Origin of the sequence: Streptomyces sp. NPDC088350, assembly GCF_044753545.1 — a bacterium.
Classification (GTDB): domain Bacteria; phylum Actinomycetota; class Actinomycetes; order Streptomycetales; family Streptomycetaceae; genus Streptomyces.
This window is the reverse complement of the sequence record NZ_JBIVNL010000019.1, coordinates 1-20,400: the sequence shown is the minus strand read 5'-3', so window position 1 is coordinate 20,400 and position 20,400 is coordinate 1. Positions and strand designations below refer to the sequence as shown.

At 67.2% G+C, this 20,400-nt stretch carries 14 protein-coding genes and 2 pseudogenes; 11 read left to right on the top strand and 5 right to left on the bottom strand.

What is annotated here, in order from left to right; all coding sequences use genetic code 11:
• The first annotated feature begins 541 nt into the window (after window positions 1-541).
• The 4 genes from ACIQBL_RS44250 to ACIQBL_RS44235 all read left to right on the top strand — a co-directional run bounded on the left by ACIQBL_RS44250 (window position 542) and on the right by ACIQBL_RS44235 (window position 7,518).
• Window positions 542-2,584, top strand: coding sequence for a beta-galactosidase (locus ACIQBL_RS44250; protein WP_401953946.1), 2,043 nt, complete (start codon window positions 542-544; stop codon window positions 2,582-2,584).
• Window positions 2,585-2,816: 232 nt separating this feature from the next.
• Entirely contained in the window at window positions 2,817-4,631 is a 1,815-nt protein-coding gene (locus ACIQBL_RS44245) for an ABC transporter ATP-binding protein (protein WP_401953650.1), read from the top strand.
• Entirely contained in the window at window positions 4,628-6,430 is a 1,803-nt protein-coding gene (locus ACIQBL_RS44240; RefSeq protein ID WP_401953647.1) for an ABC transporter ATP-binding protein, read from the top strand. The genes ACIQBL_RS44245 and ACIQBL_RS44240 overlap by 4 nt, the downstream gene beginning before the upstream one ends.
• A 215-nt stretch (window positions 6,431-6,645) precedes the next feature.
• Window positions 6,646-7,518 carry a hypothetical protein gene (locus tag ACIQBL_RS44235; protein ID WP_401953644.1) on the top strand — a complete coding sequence of 291 codons (873 nt, stop codon included), beginning with the start codon at window positions 6,646-6,648 and terminating at the stop codon, window positions 7,516-7,518.
• Window positions 7,519-7,684: 166 nt separating this feature from the next.
• Here ACIQBL_RS44235 and ACIQBL_RS44230 read toward each other — a convergent pair.
• The 5 genes and pseudogenes from ACIQBL_RS44230 to ACIQBL_RS44210 form a co-directional block, all read right to left on the bottom strand.
• Window positions 7,685-8,597: pseudogene (locus ACIQBL_RS44230) on the bottom strand (transposase).
• A gap of 169 nt (window positions 8,598-8,766) precedes the next feature.
• On the bottom strand, window positions 8,767-10,161 hold the full coding sequence (locus ACIQBL_RS44225) for a GH1 family beta-glucosidase (RefSeq protein WP_401953641.1): 1,395 nt from the start codon (window positions 10,159-10,161) through the stop codon (window positions 8,767-8,769).
• 159 nt (window positions 10,162-10,320) lie between these two features.
• Window positions 10,321-10,731 carry a hypothetical protein gene (locus ACIQBL_RS44220; RefSeq protein ID WP_401953638.1) on the bottom strand — a complete coding sequence of 137 codons (411 nt, stop codon included), beginning with the start codon at window positions 10,729-10,731 and terminating at the stop codon, window positions 10,321-10,323.
• Window positions 10,715-10,882, bottom strand: a complete 168-nt coding sequence (locus tag ACIQBL_RS44215; protein ID WP_401953636.1) for a hypothetical protein — start codon at window positions 10,880-10,882, stop codon at window positions 10,715-10,717. Before ACIQBL_RS44215 ends, ACIQBL_RS44220 begins: the two co-directional genes overlap by 17 nt.
• Before the next feature lie 28 nt (window positions 10,883-10,910).
• A complete protein-coding gene (locus ACIQBL_RS44210) occupies window positions 10,911-13,004 on the bottom strand; it encodes an aldo/keto reductase (RefSeq protein ID WP_401953633.1) in 2,094 nt (697 codons plus the stop codon).
• An 827-nt stretch (window positions 13,005-13,831) separates the two neighbouring features.
• On the opposite strand from ACIQBL_RS44210, the gene ACIQBL_RS44205 reads away from it, so the two are divergent.
• The 7 genes and pseudogenes from ACIQBL_RS44205 to ACIQBL_RS44175 all read left to right on the top strand — a co-directional run.
• Window positions 13,832-14,146 carry a hypothetical protein gene (locus ACIQBL_RS44205; RefSeq protein ID WP_401953630.1) on the top strand — a complete coding sequence of 105 codons (315 nt, stop codon included), beginning with the start codon at window positions 13,832-13,834 and terminating at the stop codon, window positions 14,144-14,146.
• Between the two features lie 137 nt (window positions 14,147-14,283).
• Window positions 14,284-15,540, top strand: a complete 1,257-nt coding sequence (locus tag ACIQBL_RS44200; protein ID WP_401953627.1) for a sedoheptulose 7-phosphate cyclase — start codon at window positions 14,284-14,286, stop codon at window positions 15,538-15,540.
• Between the two features lies 1 nt (window position 15,541).
• Window positions 15,542-16,660, top strand: a complete 1,119-nt coding sequence (locus tag ACIQBL_RS44195) for a sugar phosphate nucleotidyltransferase (RefSeq protein WP_401953624.1) — start codon at window positions 15,542-15,544, stop codon at window positions 16,658-16,660.
• 5 nt (window positions 16,661-16,665) lie between these two features.
• A complete protein-coding gene (locus ACIQBL_RS44190) occupies window positions 16,666-17,730 on the top strand; it encodes an ROK family protein (RefSeq protein ID WP_401953621.1) in 1,065 nt (354 codons plus the stop codon).
• A complete protein-coding gene (locus tag ACIQBL_RS44185) occupies window positions 17,727-18,698 on the top strand; it encodes an SDR family oxidoreductase (RefSeq protein ID WP_401953618.1) in 972 nt (323 codons plus the stop codon). The genes ACIQBL_RS44190 and ACIQBL_RS44185 overlap by 4 nt, the downstream gene beginning before the upstream one ends.
• Window positions 18,695-19,831: a VOC family protein gene (locus ACIQBL_RS44180; RefSeq protein ID WP_401953615.1), complete on the top strand. Its 1,137-nt coding sequence runs from the start codon at window positions 18,695-18,697 to the stop codon at window positions 19,829-19,831. The genes ACIQBL_RS44185 and ACIQBL_RS44180 overlap by 4 nt, the downstream gene beginning before the upstream one ends.
• Window positions 19,832-19,883: 52 nt before the next feature.
• Window positions 19,884-20,400: pseudogene (locus ACIQBL_RS44175) on the top strand (hypothetical protein); the annotation flags it as partial.

Below are 20,400 nucleotides of genomic sequence, written 5' to 3'. Positions count from 1 at the left end.
TACCAGGTTCTCGACGAGGAGATCAACGAGGCGGACCGGGAGGTCCGCCGGTGGTTACCGGGGTCGCCCCGTGGCTGGTTTTCTTTGCTTTTGCCGGTGTCGGTCCTGAGGTCGTCGGGTATCTGGATCTGTGCCTGGCCAACGGTTTTCGCAGGGCTTTCAGATCACTACCGTGTGCACTCTCGACCTGTTACTGTGAACGCTCCCAGGAGATCGTGCTCGCGCTCACGAACAGTGTGCGTTCCATAGCGAAGGAGGCGGACCGGGAGGTCCGCCGGTGGTTACCGAGGTGGCCCCGTGGCTGGTTTTCTTTGCTTTTGCCGGTGTCGGTCCTGAGGTCGTCGGGTATCTGGATCTGTGCCTGGCCAACGGTTTTCGCAGGGCTTTCAGATCATTACGGTGTGCACTCTCGACCTGTTACTGGGAACGCTCCCAATGGATCATGTGAGCGCTTACGAACAGAGCGCGTCTCATAGCGAAGGAGAGATGAGCCAGATTGAGCGAGCCCGAACAGAAGACCGTTGCCGACCGCGAGCCGTATATGTTGCCACGCCTTGACCGTCTGGCGTTCGGAGCAGATTACTACCCGGAGCAGTGGCCTGAGGAGGTATGGAAGCAGGACGTCCGGCTCATGCAGGAGGCCGGCGTCAACCTGCTGAGCGTGGGAATCTTCTCGTGGGCACTGGTGGAACACGCTCCGGGTGACTTCCACTTCGAGTGGTTGGATCGGGTCATGGATCTCCTGGCCGAAGCCGGGATCAAGGCTGCGCTGGCCACGCCGACGGCCGGCCCGCCAGCTTGGTTCATCGCGAAGTATCCGCAGGCCCGTCCGGTCACGGCAGACGGCCGGGTGCTGGGGATCGGCGCCCGTGAATCCTACTGCCCGAGCTCGCCGGAGTTCCGTGACGCAGCTGCCCGTGTCACCGGTGCTTTCGCCGAGCGCTACCGAGACCATTCGGCACTTGCGGTATGGCACAGCCACAATGAGTACGGTGCGCACGTCAAGACCTGCTACTGCGACCGGAGCACCGAGGCGTTCCGTGACTGGCTGGCGAATCGCTACGGCACTCTGGAGGAACTCAACGAGGCCTGGGGGACGACTTTCTGGAGCCAACGCTACTTCGCATGGAGTGAGATCCAGACGCCTCGGATCGCACCAATGCCCGTAAACTCGGCCCAGAAGCTGGACTTTATGCGGTTCACTACTGACGAGTACCTCGCTTGCTATCTGCTGGAGCGTGACATCCTGCGCGCGGCGACCCCGGATGTTCCAGTCACCACCAACTTGATGGCGGGGGCCCATAATGCGATGGACTACTGGCGCTGGGCACCGGAAATGGATTTGATCGGCAGCACCAACTACCTGATGGCGGAGCAGCCCAGGAACCACCTCGGCCTGTCTCTTTCCGGCGACCTGTCCCGGTCCTTCGCATATGGTCGGCCGTGGCTTCTGATGGAGCATTCCACTGGTGCAGTCAACTGGCAGAATCGCAATATTGCCAAGCTGCCGGGGCAGATGCGCTGCAACAGCCTTACCCACATTGCCAGGGGCGCCGACGGCGTCATGTTCTTTCAATGGCGAGCCTCACGCTTCGGTAGCGAGAAATTCCATTCAGCCATGATCCCTCAGGCTGGAACCGACTCGGCTCTCTGGCGGGACGTGGTCGCGCTGGGCAACGATGTTCGGGCCCTCGGTGAGGTCCGCGGCACCCGTGTGAAGGCCGACGTCGCCGTCGTGTTCGACTACGAATCCTGGTGGGCCATGGAGTTCGAGGACAAGCCCATCGCGGATCTGGCCTACGGGGATGGGATGCAGGCGTTCTACGAAGCGCTCTGGAACCAGAACCTGACAGTCGACTTCGTCAAGGCCACTGACGAACTCGGGCACTATCCACTGGTGCTCCTGCCCAGCCTCTACCTGCTGTCCCGCGAGGGGACCGAAAATCTCACGCGCTACGCCGAGGCCGGCGGCACGCTGCTGGTCTCGTATTTCTCCGGCATCGTCGACGAAAACGACCGCATACACGAGGGACCGTTTCCGGGAGGCCTGCGCGATGTCCTCGGTCTGACAACTGAGGAGTTCCACCCTCTGTACGTCGACCAGACGGTCGATATCGACGGATCGTTCCGCGGCGACTATTGGTCGGAGCGGGTAGTCCTCCGCGGCGCCGAGAGCGTTCTTGCCTTCCGCGGTGGTCCGGACCAGGGACACCCCGCGCTGACCCGGAACACGGTCGGGAACGGTGCTGCCTGGTATCTGGCCACCCGGCTCGACCCCGCCGCTCTGGAACGAGTGCTGAACCTGGTCCGCGAGCAGAGCCCAGCGATACCGCACCGCCCGGAGATCCCGGCGCAGGTGGAATCGGTAACCCGGGTCGGCGACGGGGTGAGCTACCGATTCCTGATCAACCATGGCACGGCGGCGGCAGCTGTCCCGGCGGTTGGCACCGACCTGCTCAGCGGGGAGCGATACGAGGGCTCCGTGCTGCTGCAGCCCTTCGGCGTCGTCGTCCTTCGCACCCCTGAACCGGTGGGAACCGGTGACACGCACCGGAAGGACGCCGCAGAAGCGAGCAGCCGGTAAAACGGCCCGAGAGCTGAGTTTATTTATGGCTCGATGGAGGTGGCTGTCCGGGCAGCACTTTCCGAGCGAGATCGAGCAGGATTGCTGGCCACCCATGCGGCAGGGGAGGGTGCGATATCTGCGACCAAAACCGCGGCAGGCGCGGGACCTCGAATGGCAGAGATCCACGCTGCATACGCCGTGACGGAAGCCGTTGAGGCTGTCTTTAGGAAGCATATTGACATTCCTGTGTATGCAAAGACTGCTGCGTGCGATGCGGGACGGCGGGGGGAGGCTGGCTTCCGTCGTCATTACCCTGACACTGCTGCAGAGTCTTGTCCCGGCCGCTCTCGCGCAGGCCACCGCCGTTCTCCTGGGGCACGTGCAGTATGCGCATAGGGAAGGTCTCTTCGGCTCGGCGATCGCCCCTCTGGCAGTGTTTGCGCTGTTGTTGGGACTCGGGCACGCGATCGAAGCCCTCGCCGAACCCCTGATCTTCCTGTTCGAGTCCAGGATCGACGGAGCGCACCGCGAAAAGATCATTGTGCGCGCCGTGTCGAGCCCTACGATCGGCCAACTGGAAGACAAGCGCACTCAGCGCCTCATCCGCTTGGCGAAGGCTGACCCGGCGAGCTGGACGGAGCGCAAACCCGGTGAGGGAGCCGTGGCGCTCATCCGGATGGGCACCATGTTTCTCGGCGTCGCCGCGTCCTGCGCTGTCGTGTGCCAATACGCCTGGTGGCTCGTCCCCGTACTGCTCGTGCCCGCCGTGCTCCGCTGGCAGTACATGACGCGGGACTACGTGAAATTCGTCTGCAAGTGGCGTGCGCAAGTACCGCACATGGTGCGGTCCACAAGGCTTGAACGTACGGTGACACTCCCGGGAGAGGGCAAGGACATCCGCGTCTATGGGGCGGCGGACTGGATTGTCGACCAGTGCGCGCAGCACCTGCAGACCGCGTATGCTCCGATCTGGAAGACGTTCAGCAACTTCTGGTACGACATCGTCGCGTTGCTCACCGTCGGCGTGCCGATGACGCTGGTCTTCGGTCTTGTCGCGAACGGCGCTGCCACCGGGCACAATTCCGTGGCCGTCGCGGCGGCGGTCATGGCCGCATCCTGGTCGATCTTCCTGTCCTTGGGCTGGAATGACTTCGTGCTGACCGCGATCAATGCTGGGGAATGTCTGGCCGCGAGTGAGGAACTGCGGCAACGGCTGGCGCCGGAGCGAGGTTCGGGGCGAGTCCGGCTCGCTCAGCGCGATGTGCCGCCGTTGATCCGCTTCGAGGAAGTCCGCTTCCAGTATCCCGGAACGGATCGCGTCGTCACCGACGGCCTGGACCTGGAGATCAAGCCGGGGGAGCTGCTCGCGATCGTGGGATTGAACGGAGCCGGGAAGTCCACGCTGATCAAACTCTTGGCCGGCTTGTATGAGCCGACCGGCGGGCGGATCACGGCGGATGGCGTGGACATCTGGGATCTCGGTCCCGGGCCGTGGCGCGAACAGATCTCGGTGATGTTCCAGGACTTCGTCAAGTACGAATTCAGCATCGCCGACAATGTGGCGTTGGGGTACGCATCGGTGCCGTTCGACCAGGCGGTCGTCGAGGCTGCCGCGAGGGACGCCGGCCTCGATGGGCTCATCAGTCAACTGCCACAGGGTTGGGATACACCGCTGGCCCGTACCCGTACCGGTGGAGTGGATCTGTCGGGTGGCCAATGGCAGCAGGTCGTGCTTGCGAGAGCGTTCTACGCTGTGCGACAGGGAGCAAAGATCCTTGTCCTGGACGAGCCGACCGCGCACCTGGACGTTCGCACCGAGTTCGACGTGTTCGACCGGCTCGGGCAGCGCAAGGGAGAGGCGAGTGTCGTGCTGATCTCGCATCGCCTTTCGACGGTGCGTCAGGCAGACCGGATCATCATGCTCGACGGCGGCCGGATCACCGAGTCCGGCACGCACGAGGAACTGCTGGCACTTGGTGGCAAGTACGCGGAGATGTTCGTTGTCCAGGCCAGCAGGTTCAACTCAGGCTATGAAGACGCCCTCGAAGAGGGAGAACTGATATGAGCCGGCAGCGATATCTCACGTTGTGGGTCGACCTGCTGGCCATGTCCTGGCGGCTTGTCCCCGGCCGGGTGTCTCTCATGTTCGGCGGCTCGGCTGCCGCGATCACCGCCGCGGCCGTCGCGGCCCTTGAGATGCGCGACACGGTGGACGCATCGCTACGCGGCGACGCCCACGGCGCAGTCTTCGCGGCCTGCACCGCCGCGTTGGCCGGCACCCTCAGCGTTGTTCTCCAGGGCATCCTGGGCGGCTCGACGGTCCTGGTGGTGGAGAAGGTCGCCATGACCGAGCTCTACCGACGGACCCACCTGGAGATCGCCGCCCTTGAGGGTATCGAGCATCTGGAGAACCCCGAATTCCTCGACCGGATGGAAATCGTGCGGGGCTCCGGCTGGGGCCTGGTGCAGAGCCTGTGGACCGCCGTGCGCGTGGCCTTCGCCGTGGTGCAGTTGGTCGTGATGATGACGCTTCTCGGGTCGGTCAGCCCATGGCTGTTGTCTCTGGTGGCTTTCGCGGCAGTGCCGCCGTGGTTCGAGCAGCGCGGTAAGCAGGCAGTGGTGGACGCGGAGACCGAGACGGGTGAACAGTTCCGGCTGCAACGCCATCTGTTCGAACTGGGCACGGAGGCGTCCGGGGGCAAGGAGATCCGCATCTCGGGTGTGGGAGCCGAACTGGCCCGTCGTCAGCGTGCCGCTTGGGACGAGGCGGTCACACGTCGATACCGCGCGCGAGTGAACGCCGCTGCGTGGAAGATCGTAGGTTGGGCGCTGTTCACCGTCGGCTTCGCCGTTGCGATCGGCCTGATCGTCTATCGCGCGTCCCGTGGCCACGGCAGCATCGGCGACATCGTGCTGACGATCACCGTGGCCACCAGCTTGCGGCAGGCGCTGCACGAAACGGGTCGGCAATCCGTTGAGGCGGCGTCGTCCCGCAGCCTGATCGAGCCATACCTTTGGTTCCAGGATTACGTCGCCATGGATCGGGCGCGATCGAAGGGGAGCGAAGAGACACCGCGGGCCTTGACTGAAGGCATCGTGTTCGACGGTGTCGGCTACATGTACCCGGGCACTGATCGCATGGCACTGGAAGGCATCAGCCTGCATATTCCGCCGGGCGCGGTGGTGGCCGTCGTCGGTGAGTACGGCTCGGGTAAGACCACCCTCGTCAAACTGCTCGGCAAGTTCTACCAGCCGAGTGAGGGCACGATTTCAGTAGACGGGATCGATCTTGCCGATCTGGAGACCCACGGCTGGCGCGCTCGCTCGGCCGCTGTGTTCCAGGACTTCGGCCGCTTCGAAACGACATTCGCCGCCAACGTCGGTATGGGCGACCTCCCGCACGTGCACGACCGCCCGGAGATCGAACGAGCCGTGCACGAGGCGAATGCCGACGTGCTGGTTGCCCGGCTCCCGCAAGGTCTGGACACCGAGCTTGGCACTGCCAATGGCGGCGTTGACCTGTCAGAGGGGCAGTGGCAGAAGACCGCACTGGCCAGATCTCTGATGCGGCAGGACCCGCTGTTGTTCCTCCTGGATGAACCTACTGCGTCCCTCGATGCCGCCAGTGAAAAGGAGATCCTCAAGCGGCACATGTCCCGCGCCCGCGCGCTGGGCGCCCGGACCGGCGCGATCACAGTCATTGTCTCGCACCGCTTCTCTGCGGTGACGGGCGCGGATCTCATCCTTGTGCTGGACAACGGACGGCTGATCGAAGCGGGGCGGCATGACGAGCTCGTCGAAATCGAGGGCGGCCGATATGCCGATCTGTACAAGGTCCAGGCCATGGCGTACGAGGTGGCGTGAAGGGCATGAGTTCCGGCAGGCCGAGATCATGCGCGGCCGGCACGGGTGAGAAAGGCCGGCCTGTTGCCAGACCCGGGCAGCCCCGATCGCCACCGGCATCCGAACCGGGTGGTAGCACGCATCGCCAAGCCGATCCGGCTGAAATCGATACCTGGCTTACTACGCCACTTAAATCATCCTCATTCAAGCAGTTCAGATATCGCTAGGAGGCGGATATGCCGTCGCTGGTCTCCGTAATAGGTCCGGTCGAACCTGATTTGCTCAGAGCCTTTATTGATCATTATCGAGGTCATGGAATAAGGGAGTTCTTCCTCGGATTCCATTTCACCGATCAGGCTTCATCGGAGGTTCGGGACCGGCTTTTGCGGACTTGTGAAGAGCTGGTGGGGCCGCCGGTTATTATAAGCCAAGGCCCGTGGCACGAGACGGTGCACAGTGAGTTGCGGGATCATCTGCGGGTTCGGGCCGGTGTTGGTTGGCATGTGATTGCGGATATTGACGAGTTTCACGATTACCCGGCTCCGCTGGATGAAATTATCGACGGTGCCGAAGAGCAGAACAGTGCCATAGTGGGTGGCATTCTGTTTGACCGCGTTGCCCGCGACGGCAGCCTTGGTCCGTGGTCCTTGGGGGCGGGTTTGGACAAGGCGTTTCCGCTAGGCGGGTTCCTCACCGCCAGGCTGCTCGGTGGAAATCCAGGAAAGGTGGTTGCTGCCCATTCTTCGGCCAGGCTCAGTTTGGGAAGTCATCGATGCCTGGACGAGGCGCCGACCAATCGGCCTATTGTTCCCGTGCATCATTTCAAATGGCGCGCGGGAATTCTTGAAGATCTCCGACGGCGTGTCGTGAACCACACAAGTGGCGCTTGGCGAGAAAATGGCCCTTGGATTCGGAACGAGGCCACAAAACTGCTTGATCATATTGAAGGAAATTTTGGCCGCATTGATGTCACTGATCCGATCTTGGCCTTTCGGCCGGCATGTTTGGGTGACCTGCCCGAGGGGTGGGATAATGACACTCTCATCCCCATTGAAAGGGCATTGGGCGTAGCTCCTTTGAAGGGCGTTACTCGGGCATCCGGTGAGTGAGCCTCTTTCATCCAGTGCTGTGTTCCACCGGAAGTGAGAGGAGTTGTCGATCGTTCCCCACGGCCATTCCAGCGTGATGCAGCGATCTACCTCGACCACCCGAGCGGGTTGTCAGCTCACTCGCGATGAGGGGAGACACGACAGATTCTGGACCCCGTCCTCCCGCTCAGGCGGCTTGCTCCTGACGCTCGGCCAGGACCCCGTTCTCAAACCTGGCACCAGCTCGGACCAGGGGCACCAGGTGTGCTCCGGTGATCGCCCGCCACTCAATGGGGTTGGTGGTTCTCAGGTGGATCCAGTGCTCGGCGGGGAAGTCGTAGAACGCGAGCAGTTCCTCGGCGTTGTAGATCTCCTGCATCGCCTTCGTCGCGCCCAGCTGCGCAGACTTCGGCAGGGCGCTCGTGACGTTGCGGGCCTTTGGACCCCGCCGTCGCCGACAACCAGCTCGGGGCGCGCATGCCGCGGCGGCAGTCGCGCAGCAGGTCGGCCCACGACTCGGTGGACGCGCAGTCCCTCGGCCAGGGCGACGAGCTCCTTGGTGCCGTCCGGGCGGACGCCGAGCAGAACCAGGACACAGGAGTGGGTCTGGCCGAGCCGGACCTTGGGGTGGACGCCGTCGGCCCACACGTAGACGTAGTCGCTCTGCGACAGGTCGCGGTCCTGGAAGGCGGCGTGGTCGTCCTGCCACTGTCTGGTCAACCGGGTCACCGTGGCAGGTGACGGGCCGGCCGTACCGCCGAGGAACTGCTCCAGCGAGGGCACGAAGTCGCCGGAGGACAGACTGTGCCAGTACAGCAGGGGCAGCACCTCGGAGACCTTCGGGGACTTGCGGCACCAGGGCGGCAAGATCTTCGAGGAGAACCGCTCGCGCTCGCCGCTGGTGTCGTCGACGCGCCGGTCGTTCACGCGCGGGGCCCTGACCCCGACCGGTCCAGCCGCGGTGACCACGGTCCGGGGCCGGTGGTGCCCGTTGCGTACCGCCAGGCGGCGACCAGCATACGGCGGGCGCCTTCGCGGACGATCTCGTCGATCAGGGAGCCGGACCGGGTGGAACCGTCGTCGGTGACCACGCTGAGCACGGGGCGTGCCGTCCCACCCCGCGCTGCGAACGCGGGCCTGCTCGGTGACCATCACAGGATCATGCGGGAAGGTACGCCTTGGGCTTGCCCTCCCGGAACCGATCCACAGGTCCTGAGCATTGCTCGGGGTGCGGTGGAAGCCGATCTCGGTGTCGCTCTGTTGGCGCGACTAGCTTCCGTCCTGCGCGCGGATGAGCTCTCGATACCAGTGGTAGCTGGACTTCGGGATGCGGCGCAGATCGTCGTCGTAGTCGACGTAGACGAGGCCGAAGCGCTTTGCGTAGCCGTAGGCCCATTCGAAGTTGTCCAAGAGGGACCAGCAGAAGTAGCCCTGGACGTCGATGCCTTCGGCCATGGCCTCCTGGAGTGCTCCGAGGTGGGTCTCGATGAACGCGATGCGCTCGGGGTCGGACACCGCGCCCGTTGCGTCGGGTATGTCGCGGTAGGCGGCGCCGTTCTCGGTGATGTAGACCGGGGGCAGGTCGCGGTAGTCCTTCTGTAGCCGGCGGAGCAACTGGGTGAGCACGGAGGGGTCGACCGGCCAGCCCATCGCGGTGCGCGGGAGGTCCGCGGGCGCCGCGGACACGACGTCGATGTCGGCCGCCGTGCGGAATCGCGGGTCCGGGTCGGCGGTGGGCGCGAACTTGGCGTAGGTGGGGCAGTAGGCGTTCAGACCGAGGAAGTCCAGGGGCTGTTGGATGAGAGCGAGGTCGTCGGGCTTGCGGAAGCCGAAGTCGGTGATGTCCGACCACACTTCGTCTTCCAGCGATGGCCAGGTACCGCCCAGGATCGGGTCGGTGAACACCTGGTTGTGCATCAGGTCGAGGCGTTCGGCGGCGGCCCGGTCGGCCGGGTCCGCCGAAGCGGGCCGGGCCTCGCTCATGTTGAGGGTGATGCCGAACCTCTCCTCCCCGCGCCGCTGTGCCCTCATGGCCTGTACGGCAAGACCGTGGCCGACCATCAGATGGTGCGCGGCGGCCAGCGCGCCGTGCCCCTCCCGGGCGCCGGGGGCGTGCTCGCCCGTGGCCATGCCGAGGAACGCGACGCAGTAGGGCTCGTTGAGCGTCGACCACCAGGTGACCCGGTCGCTCAGCGCGTCGTGCACCAGCGCGGCGTAGTCGGCGAACCGCTCGGCGGTGTCCCGGGTGCGCCAGCCGCCGCGATCCTCCAGGTGCTGGGGGAGGTCCCAGTGGTAGAGGGTCAGCCACGGTTCCACTCCTGCGTCGAGGAGTTCGTCGGCCAGCCGACGGTAGAAGTCCAGTCCCCGCTGGTTCGCCGGGCCGTGGCCCTCCGGCTGGATCCTGGGCCACGCCACCGAGAACCGGTAGCTTCCCACCCCGAGGTCGCGCACCAGCGCTACATCCTCACGGAACCGGTGGTAGTGATCGCACGCGACGTCGCCGTGGTCGCCGCGAGCGATGGCTCCCGGGGCATGGGAGAAGACGTCCCATATCGACTGCCCACGTCCGCCCTCGTGGACCGCGCCTTCTATCTGGTACGACGCCGTCGACACGCCCCACCGGAAACCGTCCGGGAACTTCTGGAATATCCGCTCTGAAGGCATCTGACCTGCCCTTTCTCTCACTTGCCGATGGTCGTGGCATCGATGACGAAGAGGTAGCGCACGTCTCTCTCGCGCAGCCGGCGGTAGGCGGCGTCGACTTCCCCCGCGTCCCCGACCTCCACCTGGGCATCGCGAGAGGGGCCGAGACGGTGTTGAGGATCAGGTCGAAGCGGCTGCGGGCACCGCCGGGACCGGCCGCACCCTCGGACGCCAGGACGTGAGTGCCCCCGGTCGTCGGGCGGTCGCGTGTCTGCCGATGCTCCGGCTGACGGCGGTAACCTCGCCGCCCGTTGCCGCCGCCATCCGCACCGCGAGATGCCCGAGCCCGCTCACTCCGTTGACGGCGACGCTCTTGTCCTTGACCGGACCCCAGCGGCGAATCGGCGAGTACACCGTGATCCCGGCGCGCACCCAGCGGTGCGGCGCCGGCCAGTTCGATGAGCTGTCGTGGTCAAGGGAGTTGTACCTCGCCACGACCCCCTCGGCGCGGAACTGCTCCGTGCCGTCGTGACACGGTCCGCAGCCGCCGCAGGAGTTGACGATCACGCCCACGTCAACGCGGTCGTTCACCCGTGTCGACCCGGTGCGGATCGATGTGGCAGATCCCGGTGAAGGTGATCTCGACCTGCACGTCGCCACCGCGTGGTTCGCGGCGGCCGAGGCCGGAGGGGACGAAGGGTCCGCCCACGGTGGTGACGGACAGCGCCGGTGTTGTCGTCACGGCGTGCCGGCCCCCGGTACGGCGCCGGTCACGGCTTGTCGCCGTGCAGCCATGCGACCTGCTCGGGGGTGAGGTCGACCTCGACGGCTCGGAAACCGTCGCGGGACTCCGCGAGCGTCTTCGGGCCGTACATGGCGAACGTCGGGAAGGGCTGGTGCAGGACATACGCCATCGCGATCGCGGAGGGCGAGACACCATGGTCCTGGGCGAGCTTCTCGGCCCGCCGTTTGCGCTCGAAGTTCTCAGGACCGTAGAAGCAGCGCACGAGGAGTTCGTCCGAGCGGTCCGACGGGTCGGCACGGGCGAAGAAATTGCGGGACCGGGCCGACCAGGCGAACAAGGGCAGCTGCTGTTCCGTCAGCCAGCTCCGCGACTCCTCGTCACAGGCGCCCAGGCAGCCGGGCCAGGGCAGTTCGGACGGCTCGGCCAGACCGAAGTAGTTGCTGAGCACCGAGAAGCCGCGTTTCCCGTTGGCCCGTGCCCAGGCATTCGCCTCCGCCACCCGTTGCACCGACCAGTTCGAGCCGCCGAAGACCCGTATGAGTCCGGCGTCGGCGTGCTGGTCGAGGACGTCGACGAACTCTCCGGCGGGGATGTCCTCGTTGTCACGGTGCAGCATGTAGATGTCGAGGTGGTCGGTGCCCTGGCGGTCCAACGACTCGTGCAGCTGCCGGGTCAGCGCCTCCGGGTTGCAGTCCGGGGTGTGGGCGCCCTTGCCGATCACCACCACGTCGTCGCGGATGCCGCGGTTGGCGATCCACCTGCCCAGTTGCCTTTCGGCCTGGCCGCCGAGGTAGAAGTGGGCGGTGTCGAAGACGTTGCCGCCGAGCGTGACGTAGTGATCGAACAGTGCGGAGGCGGTGCGGAGATCGGGCTGGTGGTCGCAGCCCATGACGATCCGCGCGACCGGTTTCTCCAGGCCCTCTATCCGGGCGGTTGTACGTCCGCCCTCGCCCGTGCCGTTGCTCTCGCCAGGTGCGGGGACGCGCAGCGGCAGCGCGGAGATCGTGCCGATCGCCGCATCGTCCCGTTCGAACGGGTAGCGAACCCCGATCGCCTCACGCCAGCGGTCCAGGGCCGCGGCGTTGCCCAGGGAGTCGGCGTTGCTGATCGCCTCCGGCTCCGGTCCGGCGATGCTCGCGGCGAAGGCGTCCATCTGGAGGGCGTACGCGCCCGACGCCGGGAACGCCTGCTCTTCCGGCACGTGCCCGAGGCGGCGGACGACGACCCGGGGGCTCACGGACAGCGCCCACGGGTCGAGCATCTCGATCGTGCCCCTCGACCCGACGATCTGCACCGTGTTGTTGTCGACCATCCACACGCCGGTCCGCAGGGACGCTGTCACGCCGTTGCCGAACCGCAGTTGGGCGGTGGCCCACTGGTCGACGCCGTCGTCGCTGAGAGTCCCGTCGCCGGTCAGCTCCACCGGCTCCAGGTACTCGACCCCCGCGGCGGCACCCGCGATCGCCCGTGCCATCGACACCGGATAGCAGCCGACGTCCAGGATGCCGCCACCGGCGAGGTTCGGGTCGAACAGTCGCCCCTCGTGCCCGCCTGCGTCCGGGATGACCAGGTCGGGGGTGACGATGGTGGGCTCGTGGCGTTCGGTGGGCACCAGGAAGGAGAAGCCCGCGTCGATATGGCGTACGTCCCCGATCGCACCGCCGCGGACGAGTTCACGGACGGCGGCCATCTGCGGATGGAAGCGGAACATCATGGCCTCGACCAGGCGGACTCCGGAGTGCTGCGCCGCGTCCACGGCGGCCATCGCCTGGGCGTGGTTGACGGTCAGTGGTTTCTCGCACAGGACGTGTTTGCCGGCGGCGATCGCGCGCAGGGAGATCTCGGCGTGCGTGGTGTGGACGGTCGCGATGTAGACCGCGTCCACCTGGTCGGAGGTGATGACCTCGATCTCGGTGCCGCAGATCAGCTCGCCCTCGTAGAGGTGGGTGACCTCGTCCGCCAGCAACCGGGCCGACGCTGGATCGCGGTCACCGATCGCGCGCAGCTCGCACCGTTCACTGTCCGGTAACTGCTTGAGGAATCGCCGGGCCATGTTTCCGGACCCGATGACCGCCAGACGCAGCTTGGCTGTATCTCCCTTGTACTTGGTCATAGACATGCCTATCCCTCGAATCGTTGTGAGCGACATCGCGTGTTGGCGTGTGACGGTGCGCAAGAAAAGATCAAGAGGAGATCTGGAAGAGGTGAGTGAGGATCAGTGACCGGAGTTATGACACGGTCAGCTCGGTGCAGGCGGACTCGCAATGGAGCGACGTGCGGTCTTTGATGAACGCAAGCACAGAAACGAACGAGTTCCCACACCAATCACCAGCATGCGGGCAGCTTCGAGTAATTGTCAATCACGTTCGATCAGTTGGTCTGGAGTCCGTGCTGCGAACGCGGCGTTTTCAGATGTGACACCCGGATTCCATGCGTTGGGCGCGGCGGTTGGACGCCCTGCTCCTGATGCCGCCGCAGGGTGCCCTCCGTCGTCGGCGGTCGTATTCCGACGGCACCGTGGTCGCGCCCCCGCATCCTGCCGGGTTCGCAGAAGCAGACCGGTGTCTTTGTCCGCCCCTCAAGGCTCCTGGGGGAACATGTCGGCCAACTTCCGTGAACGAGGCACCTTTCATCTGTACCGCGATGTCGCTAAATGCAAGTGGTGTGTGTGGTGCATGTTGCTGATGTGACGGAGTTGCCTGACTGAAATATGACGCATCCGCTCTTGACTGTTCATTGTTGTTTCGTCTTGAATCGATCACGCCCAAGATCGAGCGTTTCCGCTCACCGTCTCGTGGCCCCTGATTACTGTCCGGTCCCCATTCGCCCTCCACTCGCAGTGCGGAGGGTCGCGGCCGACGGGTCGAACATCAAGTCCGCTATTTCCCAGGGAAAGGCAGAATGGTCAGATATTTCCTCGCTGTCCATACACGGCCCGCACCGGGCATGGAAGTCGAGTATCACCGCTGGTACAACGAATTCCATCTCGACGAGGTGCTCCAAGTCCCGGACTTCGTCGCGGCCGAGCGCTACTCCCTTGTGGAGAGCGACAGTTCACCCGTTCTCGATGACACGAGCCATCTCGCAGTGTTCACCGTCACGTCGGACGACATCAGCGCCACCATGTCGGCATTCCGGGATGCGCAGAAGTCGATGCCGCAGCCCGCGTGCCTCGATGCCGACAGCGTCACCCTGTCCTGGTGGCGTCCCCTCACGCGCCGGGTGACCTCGGGATCCCCCGTGGTCACGGACGACGCATAGCCCTCAGGCTCCGTCGGGCGCGTCACCGAGTTCGCCGTGCAATGCCGGCCGCCATTCGCCGAGGAGTGGGCCGGGCCACCCCACCGGCATCGAGGGCTGACATCGCCATGCCCTGATGCGAGGAAAGGCTTGACGACATGACAGTCCAGACCGAATCGACATCCACGTCGAAGGCGTTACGACCCCGCATGTCCGTGGCCAGGACGCCTCACCACACCTGGCAGGTCAGCACGAGCAGGGCGGTCAGCTACGAAGTCGTACTGAGTCCGGGCCTGCTCGACCCGTCGAACCCGATCCTGGCCACTGCGGGCGTCCAGGAAGAGGCGCGCCCCGGACGGCGTCTCGTCGTGGTCGACGCCGCCGTGCACGCGCTGTACTGCGCGAGGATCGGTGACTACTTCACCCAACAGGCCGTCGAACACGAGGTATTCGTCGTCGACGCGTACGAGTCCGTGAAGAGCATGGAGACGGTCTTCGAGATCGCCGCCGCGATGGACGCCTTCGGAATCTCCCGCCGACGTGAGCCGGTCGTCGCCATCGGCGGCGGTGTCCTGACCGACATGGTCGGCCTGGCCACAAGTCTGTATCGCCGCTCGACGCCCTACCTGCGCGTGCCCACCACCCTCATCGGCATGGTGGATGCGGGGATCGGTGCCAAGACCGGGGTCAACTTCCGCCAGCACAAGAACCGTCTGGGCACCTACCACCCGTCCGCCGTCACCCTCAACGACCGGGAGTTCCTGGGCACGCTCAGCCCTAGGCACCTGTGCAACGGGCTCGCCGAGATCCTGAAGATGGCCATGGTCAAGGACGAGGTGCTCTTCGATCACTTGGAGGCACACGGCCCCCGCCTGGTCGAGGAACGGATGCAGGCCGCCGGCTCCGCCGACGGCGGAACCGTGGCCGAGGACGTAATGGCCCGCGCCATCCACAGCATGCTCGAGGAGCTCCAGCCCAACCTCTGGGAACACGAGTTGCAGCGCTTGGTCGACTTCGGGCACTCCTTCTCTCCGGCGATCGAGATGGCGGCTCTGCCCGAGCTGCTGCACGGCGAGGCCGTCTGTATCGACATGGCGTTCAGCGCCGTCCTCGCACACCGGCGCGGGCTGCTCAACCGCACGGACCTGGAGCGGATCCTGCGTGTCATGGACGGTCTCAACCTGCCGACCTGGCACCCCGTCTGTACCCCGGACCTCATGGCGCACGGGCTCGCCGACACCGTGAAGCACCGGGACGGCAAGCAGCTGCTGCCGCTGCCCCTAGGGATCGGACAGGCCTGCTTCGTCAACGACGTCAGCCGTACGGAACTGGACACGGCCCTGGCCGTGCTGCTGGACCTGGGCGGCAGCGGGGCCGGCGCGCTGGCCGCCACCTCCGGAAACCGAGGAGCCTGACATGGACGGCGTACGGGCGGTACTGCTGGCCGGTGGCGAAGGGCGCCGTATGGGCCCGCTGGGCCGTGGCCGGCTCAAGCCGCTGATCCCTTTCGGCGGCAGCAGCCGACTGATCGACTTCAGTCTCGCCAACGCCCGCCGCTCCGGATTCCGCGAGACGTTGTTGCTGTCGCAGTATGAGGAGCGGCAGCTCATGGACGATCTGCACACGGTGTGGAACGGCAGCCCGCGCCAGTTCCGGGTGCACTTCGGGCCGTACGACGAGGTCTACCGCCAGGCCACGGCCGGAATCCCCGACCGACTGCCTGAGCGCACCTGGCCCAGCGAGCGCGGTACCGCCGACGCGCTGATCAGCAAGGCCGAGCACGTCTTCACCGCGGACACCACTGAGGTGCTGGTGCTGCACGCCGACCACGTCTACCGGTTCGACTACGGCGACATGATTCGCCGCCACCGGGCCGACCGGGCCGCACTGACCGTGTCGTACCAGCGCATCGAGCGCCGCTATGTGCATCTGTTCGGCATGGTGGAGTTCGACCCGGCAGGGAACCTGTCAGGGTTCGTCGAGAAGCCCACGGAGCCGACCAGCGACCTGGTGTTCGCCGCGTTCTGCGTCTTCGACGCGGAGACCCTGCGCCGCTACCTGGAGCAGCTGGACGGCACGGACTGGCAGCACGACATCAGCCGCGACGTCATCCCGGCCATGCTGGCCGCGGGCGAGCGGATCCGCGGGTACGAGGTCGCCGGCTACTGGGAGGACATCGGCACCGTCGACCGCTACCACCGGGCGCACCTCGCCCTGCTGGGCGACACCCCGACGATGGGTCTGGCCGACCTGCCGCTCACCGTGCGCCCCGCGGTGTCCCGCCGGTACGTCGCGAGTGAGGCCGCCGTGCACGCCAGCATCGTCCCCGCCGACCTGGTCAACGCCGGGCGGGTGGAGCGCAGCGTGGTGTATCCCGGGGTCACCGTCGGGGCCGGGGCGAGCGTGCGGGAGTGCGTGCTGCTGCCCGGGGCGCTGGTCCCGGAGGGCGCCCGCCTGGAGGCTGCCGTCCTCCTGGAGGACGGCACTGTGCAGCAGCGCGATCCGCTCGGTGTCCTCGGCGGTGTCGCCTCATGACCGCGATGTCGACGACTGCCACGGCAGTGGGCGCTCCTCGTCGGTACGTCGTCGCCGATCTTGGCGGTACGACCTTGCGCATCGGTCGGATCGCCGAAGGGGCGGACTCGGTTGAGGCGGTCCGCCGGATGGCGACCGAAGGGCTGGACCGCCACCGGGGGCTGTCCGCCCAGGAGTTGCAGGACCGGGTGGTTGAGCAACTCGTCCAGGAGCTGGAGAGCTACCTCGCGGAGCCCGAAGGGGCCGGGGCGAGCGCGGTCGGGGTCTCGTTCGCGGGGCCGATGACGAAGGACGGCACCGTGCTGGCCGGACCCACCCTGTGGGGCGGGCCCGCGGCCCCGCTGCCCATCGCGGACATCCTGAACCGGCGTCTGGCCCGGCCGGTCGTCGTGGCCAACGACATCACCGCCGCCGCCTGGCGTTACGCGAGCGCCGAACCCGACCCCTTCTGCCTGATCACCGTCAGCTCCGGCATCGGGCACAAGGTCTTCCGCAACGGTGAGGTGCTCATCTCGGACTCCGGGCACGGTGGCGAGATCGGCCACTGGCGCGTCGACCCCAGCGAGGACGCCGTGCGCTGCGAGTGCGGTGCACGGGGCCACCTCGGCGGCATCGCCTCCGGCCGCGGGGTGCTGACGGCCGTCCGCCGGGCCGCCGCGGCCGACCCCGACGGCTTTGCCGGTTCCGCGCTCGCCGGGTCCGCGCACGGCACCCCGGACGGCATCACCAACGAGGCCCTGGCTCGCGCCGTCCGCGTCGACGACGCGTTCGCGACCCGGGTGCTGCGCGGCTGCCTGCTCCCGCTGGCCATGGCGGTCAACTGCATCTTCACCGCGATAGGCGTCCGGCGCTACCTGTTCATCGGTGGCTTCGCCATGGCCGTCGGACCCCGCTTCATCACCCTGCTCGGCGACGAGCTGACCAGGCTGGGCTGCTTCGGGCTCGGCGAGGAGGAGACCCGCGCGATGCTCACGCTGGGCGTCCCGGACGACGACCACTGTCTCCTGGGGATGGCACGGATGCTGGTCGGAACACTGCCCGCCGCGGCCGGGAGCGGGGGAAACACATGAAGACCCTCGTCGTCGGCAGCGGTTTCGTGGGCCGCGCCCTCGCCCGGCACCTCGCCGGCTCCGGTGACGAGGTGGTCCTCGCCTCACGGACCCCGCCCCTCTCCTACGACTCCCACGCGGGCGGCGATGCCGTACCGGACTGGATCCGTCTCGACATCACCGAGGACGGGGCCTTCGCCGGGGCGCTGGAGGACACCGGAGCGGAGACCATCGTCCTCGTCCACGGGCCCTCCGACTCGACCTGGTGCGAGGAGCACCCCGACGCGGCGCTGTACGGCCACGCCGAGGCCGCCCTGCAGGTGGTGCGGGCGGCGGGGGAGCGGCGCGTCGTGTTCATCTCCACCGACAACGTCTTCGACGGCACCGCCGGAACGCCGCCCGACGAATCGGCCCCGACCGGGCCCGCCAACGCCTACGGCAGGGCCAAGATCGCCGCCGAACGGATCCTGGCCGACCTGCCCGCGGTCACCCTGCTGAGGGTCAGCCTCATCTACGGCTGGGAGCCCGCCGACACCCCGAAGTGGCTCAACTTCTTCGCCGCCTGTGCGCACCGGCTGCGGGCCGGGGAGCCGGTGACGGTCCCCGTCGACCAGTGGACCACCCCCGTGCTCCTCGACGACGTCGTCGACGTGACCGCCGCGCTCACCCGGTCCCCCCACCCCCCTCCGCCGCTGCTCCACCTCGGCGGCCCGGACCGGATCTCCCGGGCCGACTGGGCGGCCGTCATCGCCGAGGAACTGGGCGCCCCACCGGACCTGGTCGTCGGGGAGCCGCGCGCGAACGGCTCCTACGCGAGCCGCCCCGCCTCCACCTGCCTGTCCAGCACGTTGCTCGCCACGCACCCGGCGACCGCGAAGCTCGCGCCCCGGCCGGTCCGTGCGGGGAGCCGCCTGCTGATCGACCGGCACCTCCCGACACCGCGGGCGGCGACCCCGCACACCCCCGCGACCCCGAGGAGCAGCGTGTGACGACGAAACGCGGCGCGCCCGACACCGCCGTACCGACCCTCGTCCCGCGGGGTGTGCCTACCGCGCGCCGGGTCGACCACATGGCCCTCACCGTGCCGGACCTCGACGAAGCGGTCGACTTCACGGTGCGCGTCCTGGGCGGCGAACTCGTCTATCGGCTGCCCGAGTTGGCCCACGACGACGATTGGATGCGCGAGCACCTCGACGTCCACCCCCGGGCCGCCGCGGAGATTGCCCTGGTCCGGCTCGGCCCGACCACCAACGTCGAGCTCTTCGCCTACCGTTCGCCCGACCACCGGGCCGATGCACCCCGCCCGCACGACGTGGGCAGCAGCCACCTGGGCCTGTACGTCACCGACGTTGACGCCGCCGTGACGGCGCTGGCGGAACGTGGACCGTGGCACCCCTACGGCCCCGTACGGACCGTGCCCCGGGGACACCCCGCGGCGGGAACCCGGTGGGTGCGGGTGAACACCCCGTGGGGCATGCCCCTCGAACTGCGCGCGGTGCCCGCGGCCCTGCCGTACGAACGGCACACCCCGGCGCGCCGCTTCGGCCCGTGCGACCGGTGGCACAACCGCGACGACGGCTCCGGTCCGGCCGCCGCGCTGCCCGGCGCCCGCAACGTCGACCACCTCGCGTACGCGGTCGCGGACCTCGACGCGGCGGAGGACTTCTTCTCCCGGGTCCTGGGCGCCGAGCGCCTCTACCGCACGAGGGCCGACCTCGCCGACCCCGGCCTGGCGCAGGCCCTGGGCGTGCCCCCGGGCGGCACCCTGCACCAGGTGGCGCTGCGCATGGGCCCCACCGACACCGTCGAGCTGAACCATTTCCCCGGCGCGCGCCGGGACTGGCCGCGCAACAGCGACGTGGGCGGCAACCACCTCGCGCTGTACGTGGACGACGTCGACGCGGCGGCCGCGTATCTGGCCGCAGAGCCGGGCTGCACGGTGCTCGGCGCCCCCGAGACCATCCCGGACGGGCCGCTCGCCGGCGACCGCTGGGTGTATGTCCGTACCGGAATCGGACTGTGTGTCGAGGTGGTGCACATGCCCGACGGCAGCCTGCCCTATGAACGCGGCACCGCCGCCAGGCGCCGTACGGCGTGCGGCGCGCGGTGGTGGGACCGATGAGCACCGCGCCCGCAGCGCTGCCCTCCTCCGGCCGACGATGGAAGGACGACCCGTGACAACACTGGCCCCCACTGATCCGGACCTCCTGGCCGCGGCCGTCGTCACCACGCTGGCCGTGCACTTCGACCCGCAGGCCCGCGAGGCCAGCATCTTCTACTGGGAACGCGGACTGTCGTACCGAGAGAAGGTGCTGGAGGCGGTCGAACGGACCGGCGACAAGACCGTCGTCGAGCTGGTCGGCGAGCTGCGGATGCGCCCCGCCGCCCCTGCCCTGCACCTTTCACTGCACGCGCGGCTCGTCGAACTCGCCGGTAACGGAAGCGACCCCGTCCTTCACACCCTCTTCGCGCGGGGCTGGGAAGCGGAGTCCAACTCCCGCCTGGGCTACCAGCTGGGCCGGCACTACGACGGCACTCTCCAGGCCACCGTCCGCCCCGAGCGGCTCGCCACCCTGGCGCCGGGCGACGGGCCCGGGCCCGGCGACGCGCCCCGGGTGCGGGTGGTGGTGCCGTTCCGCGACCGGGGCCCGGGGCTGCGCCTGCGCAATCTGCTGGCCTGTCTGCTGGCCC

Bases quoted from the DNA above. Each gene is read 5' to 3' on its own strand.
- ACIQBL_RS44250 (WP_401953946.1), top strand. From the start codon at position 542: ATGTTGCCACGCCTTGACCGTCTGGCGTTCGGAGCAGATTACTACCCG.
- ACIQBL_RS44245 (WP_401953650.1), top strand. From the start codon at position 2,817: ATGCAAAGACTGCTGCGTGCGATGCGGGACGGCGGGGGGAGGCTGGCT.
- ACIQBL_RS44240 (WP_401953647.1), top strand. From the start codon at position 4,628: ATGAGCCGGCAGCGATATCTCACGTTGTGGGTCGACCTGCTGGCCATG.
- ACIQBL_RS44235 (WP_401953644.1), top strand. From the start codon at position 6,646: ATGCCGTCGCTGGTCTCCGTAATAGGTCCGGTCGAACCTGATTTGCTC.
- ACIQBL_RS44225 (WP_401953641.1), bottom strand. From the start codon at position 10,161: ATGCCTTCAGAGCGGATATTCCAGAAGTTCCCGGACGGTTTCCGGTGG.
- ACIQBL_RS44210 (WP_401953633.1), bottom strand. From the start codon at position 13,004: ATGTCTATGACCAAGTACAAGGGAGATACAGCCAAGCTGCGTCTGGCG.
- ACIQBL_RS44205 (WP_401953630.1), top strand. From the start codon at position 13,832: ATGGAAGTCGAGTATCACCGCTGGTACAACGAATTCCATCTCGACGAG.
- ACIQBL_RS44200 (WP_401953627.1), top strand. From the start codon at position 14,284: ATGACAGTCCAGACCGAATCGACATCCACGTCGAAGGCGTTACGACCC.
- ACIQBL_RS44195 (WP_401953624.1), top strand. From the start codon at position 15,542: ATGGACGGCGTACGGGCGGTACTGCTGGCCGGTGGCGAAGGGCGCCGT.
- ACIQBL_RS44190 (WP_401953621.1), top strand. From the start codon at position 16,666: ATGTCGACGACTGCCACGGCAGTGGGCGCTCCTCGTCGGTACGTCGTC.
- ACIQBL_RS44185 (WP_401953618.1), top strand. From the start codon at position 17,727: ATGAAGACCCTCGTCGTCGGCAGCGGTTTCGTGGGCCGCGCCCTCGCC.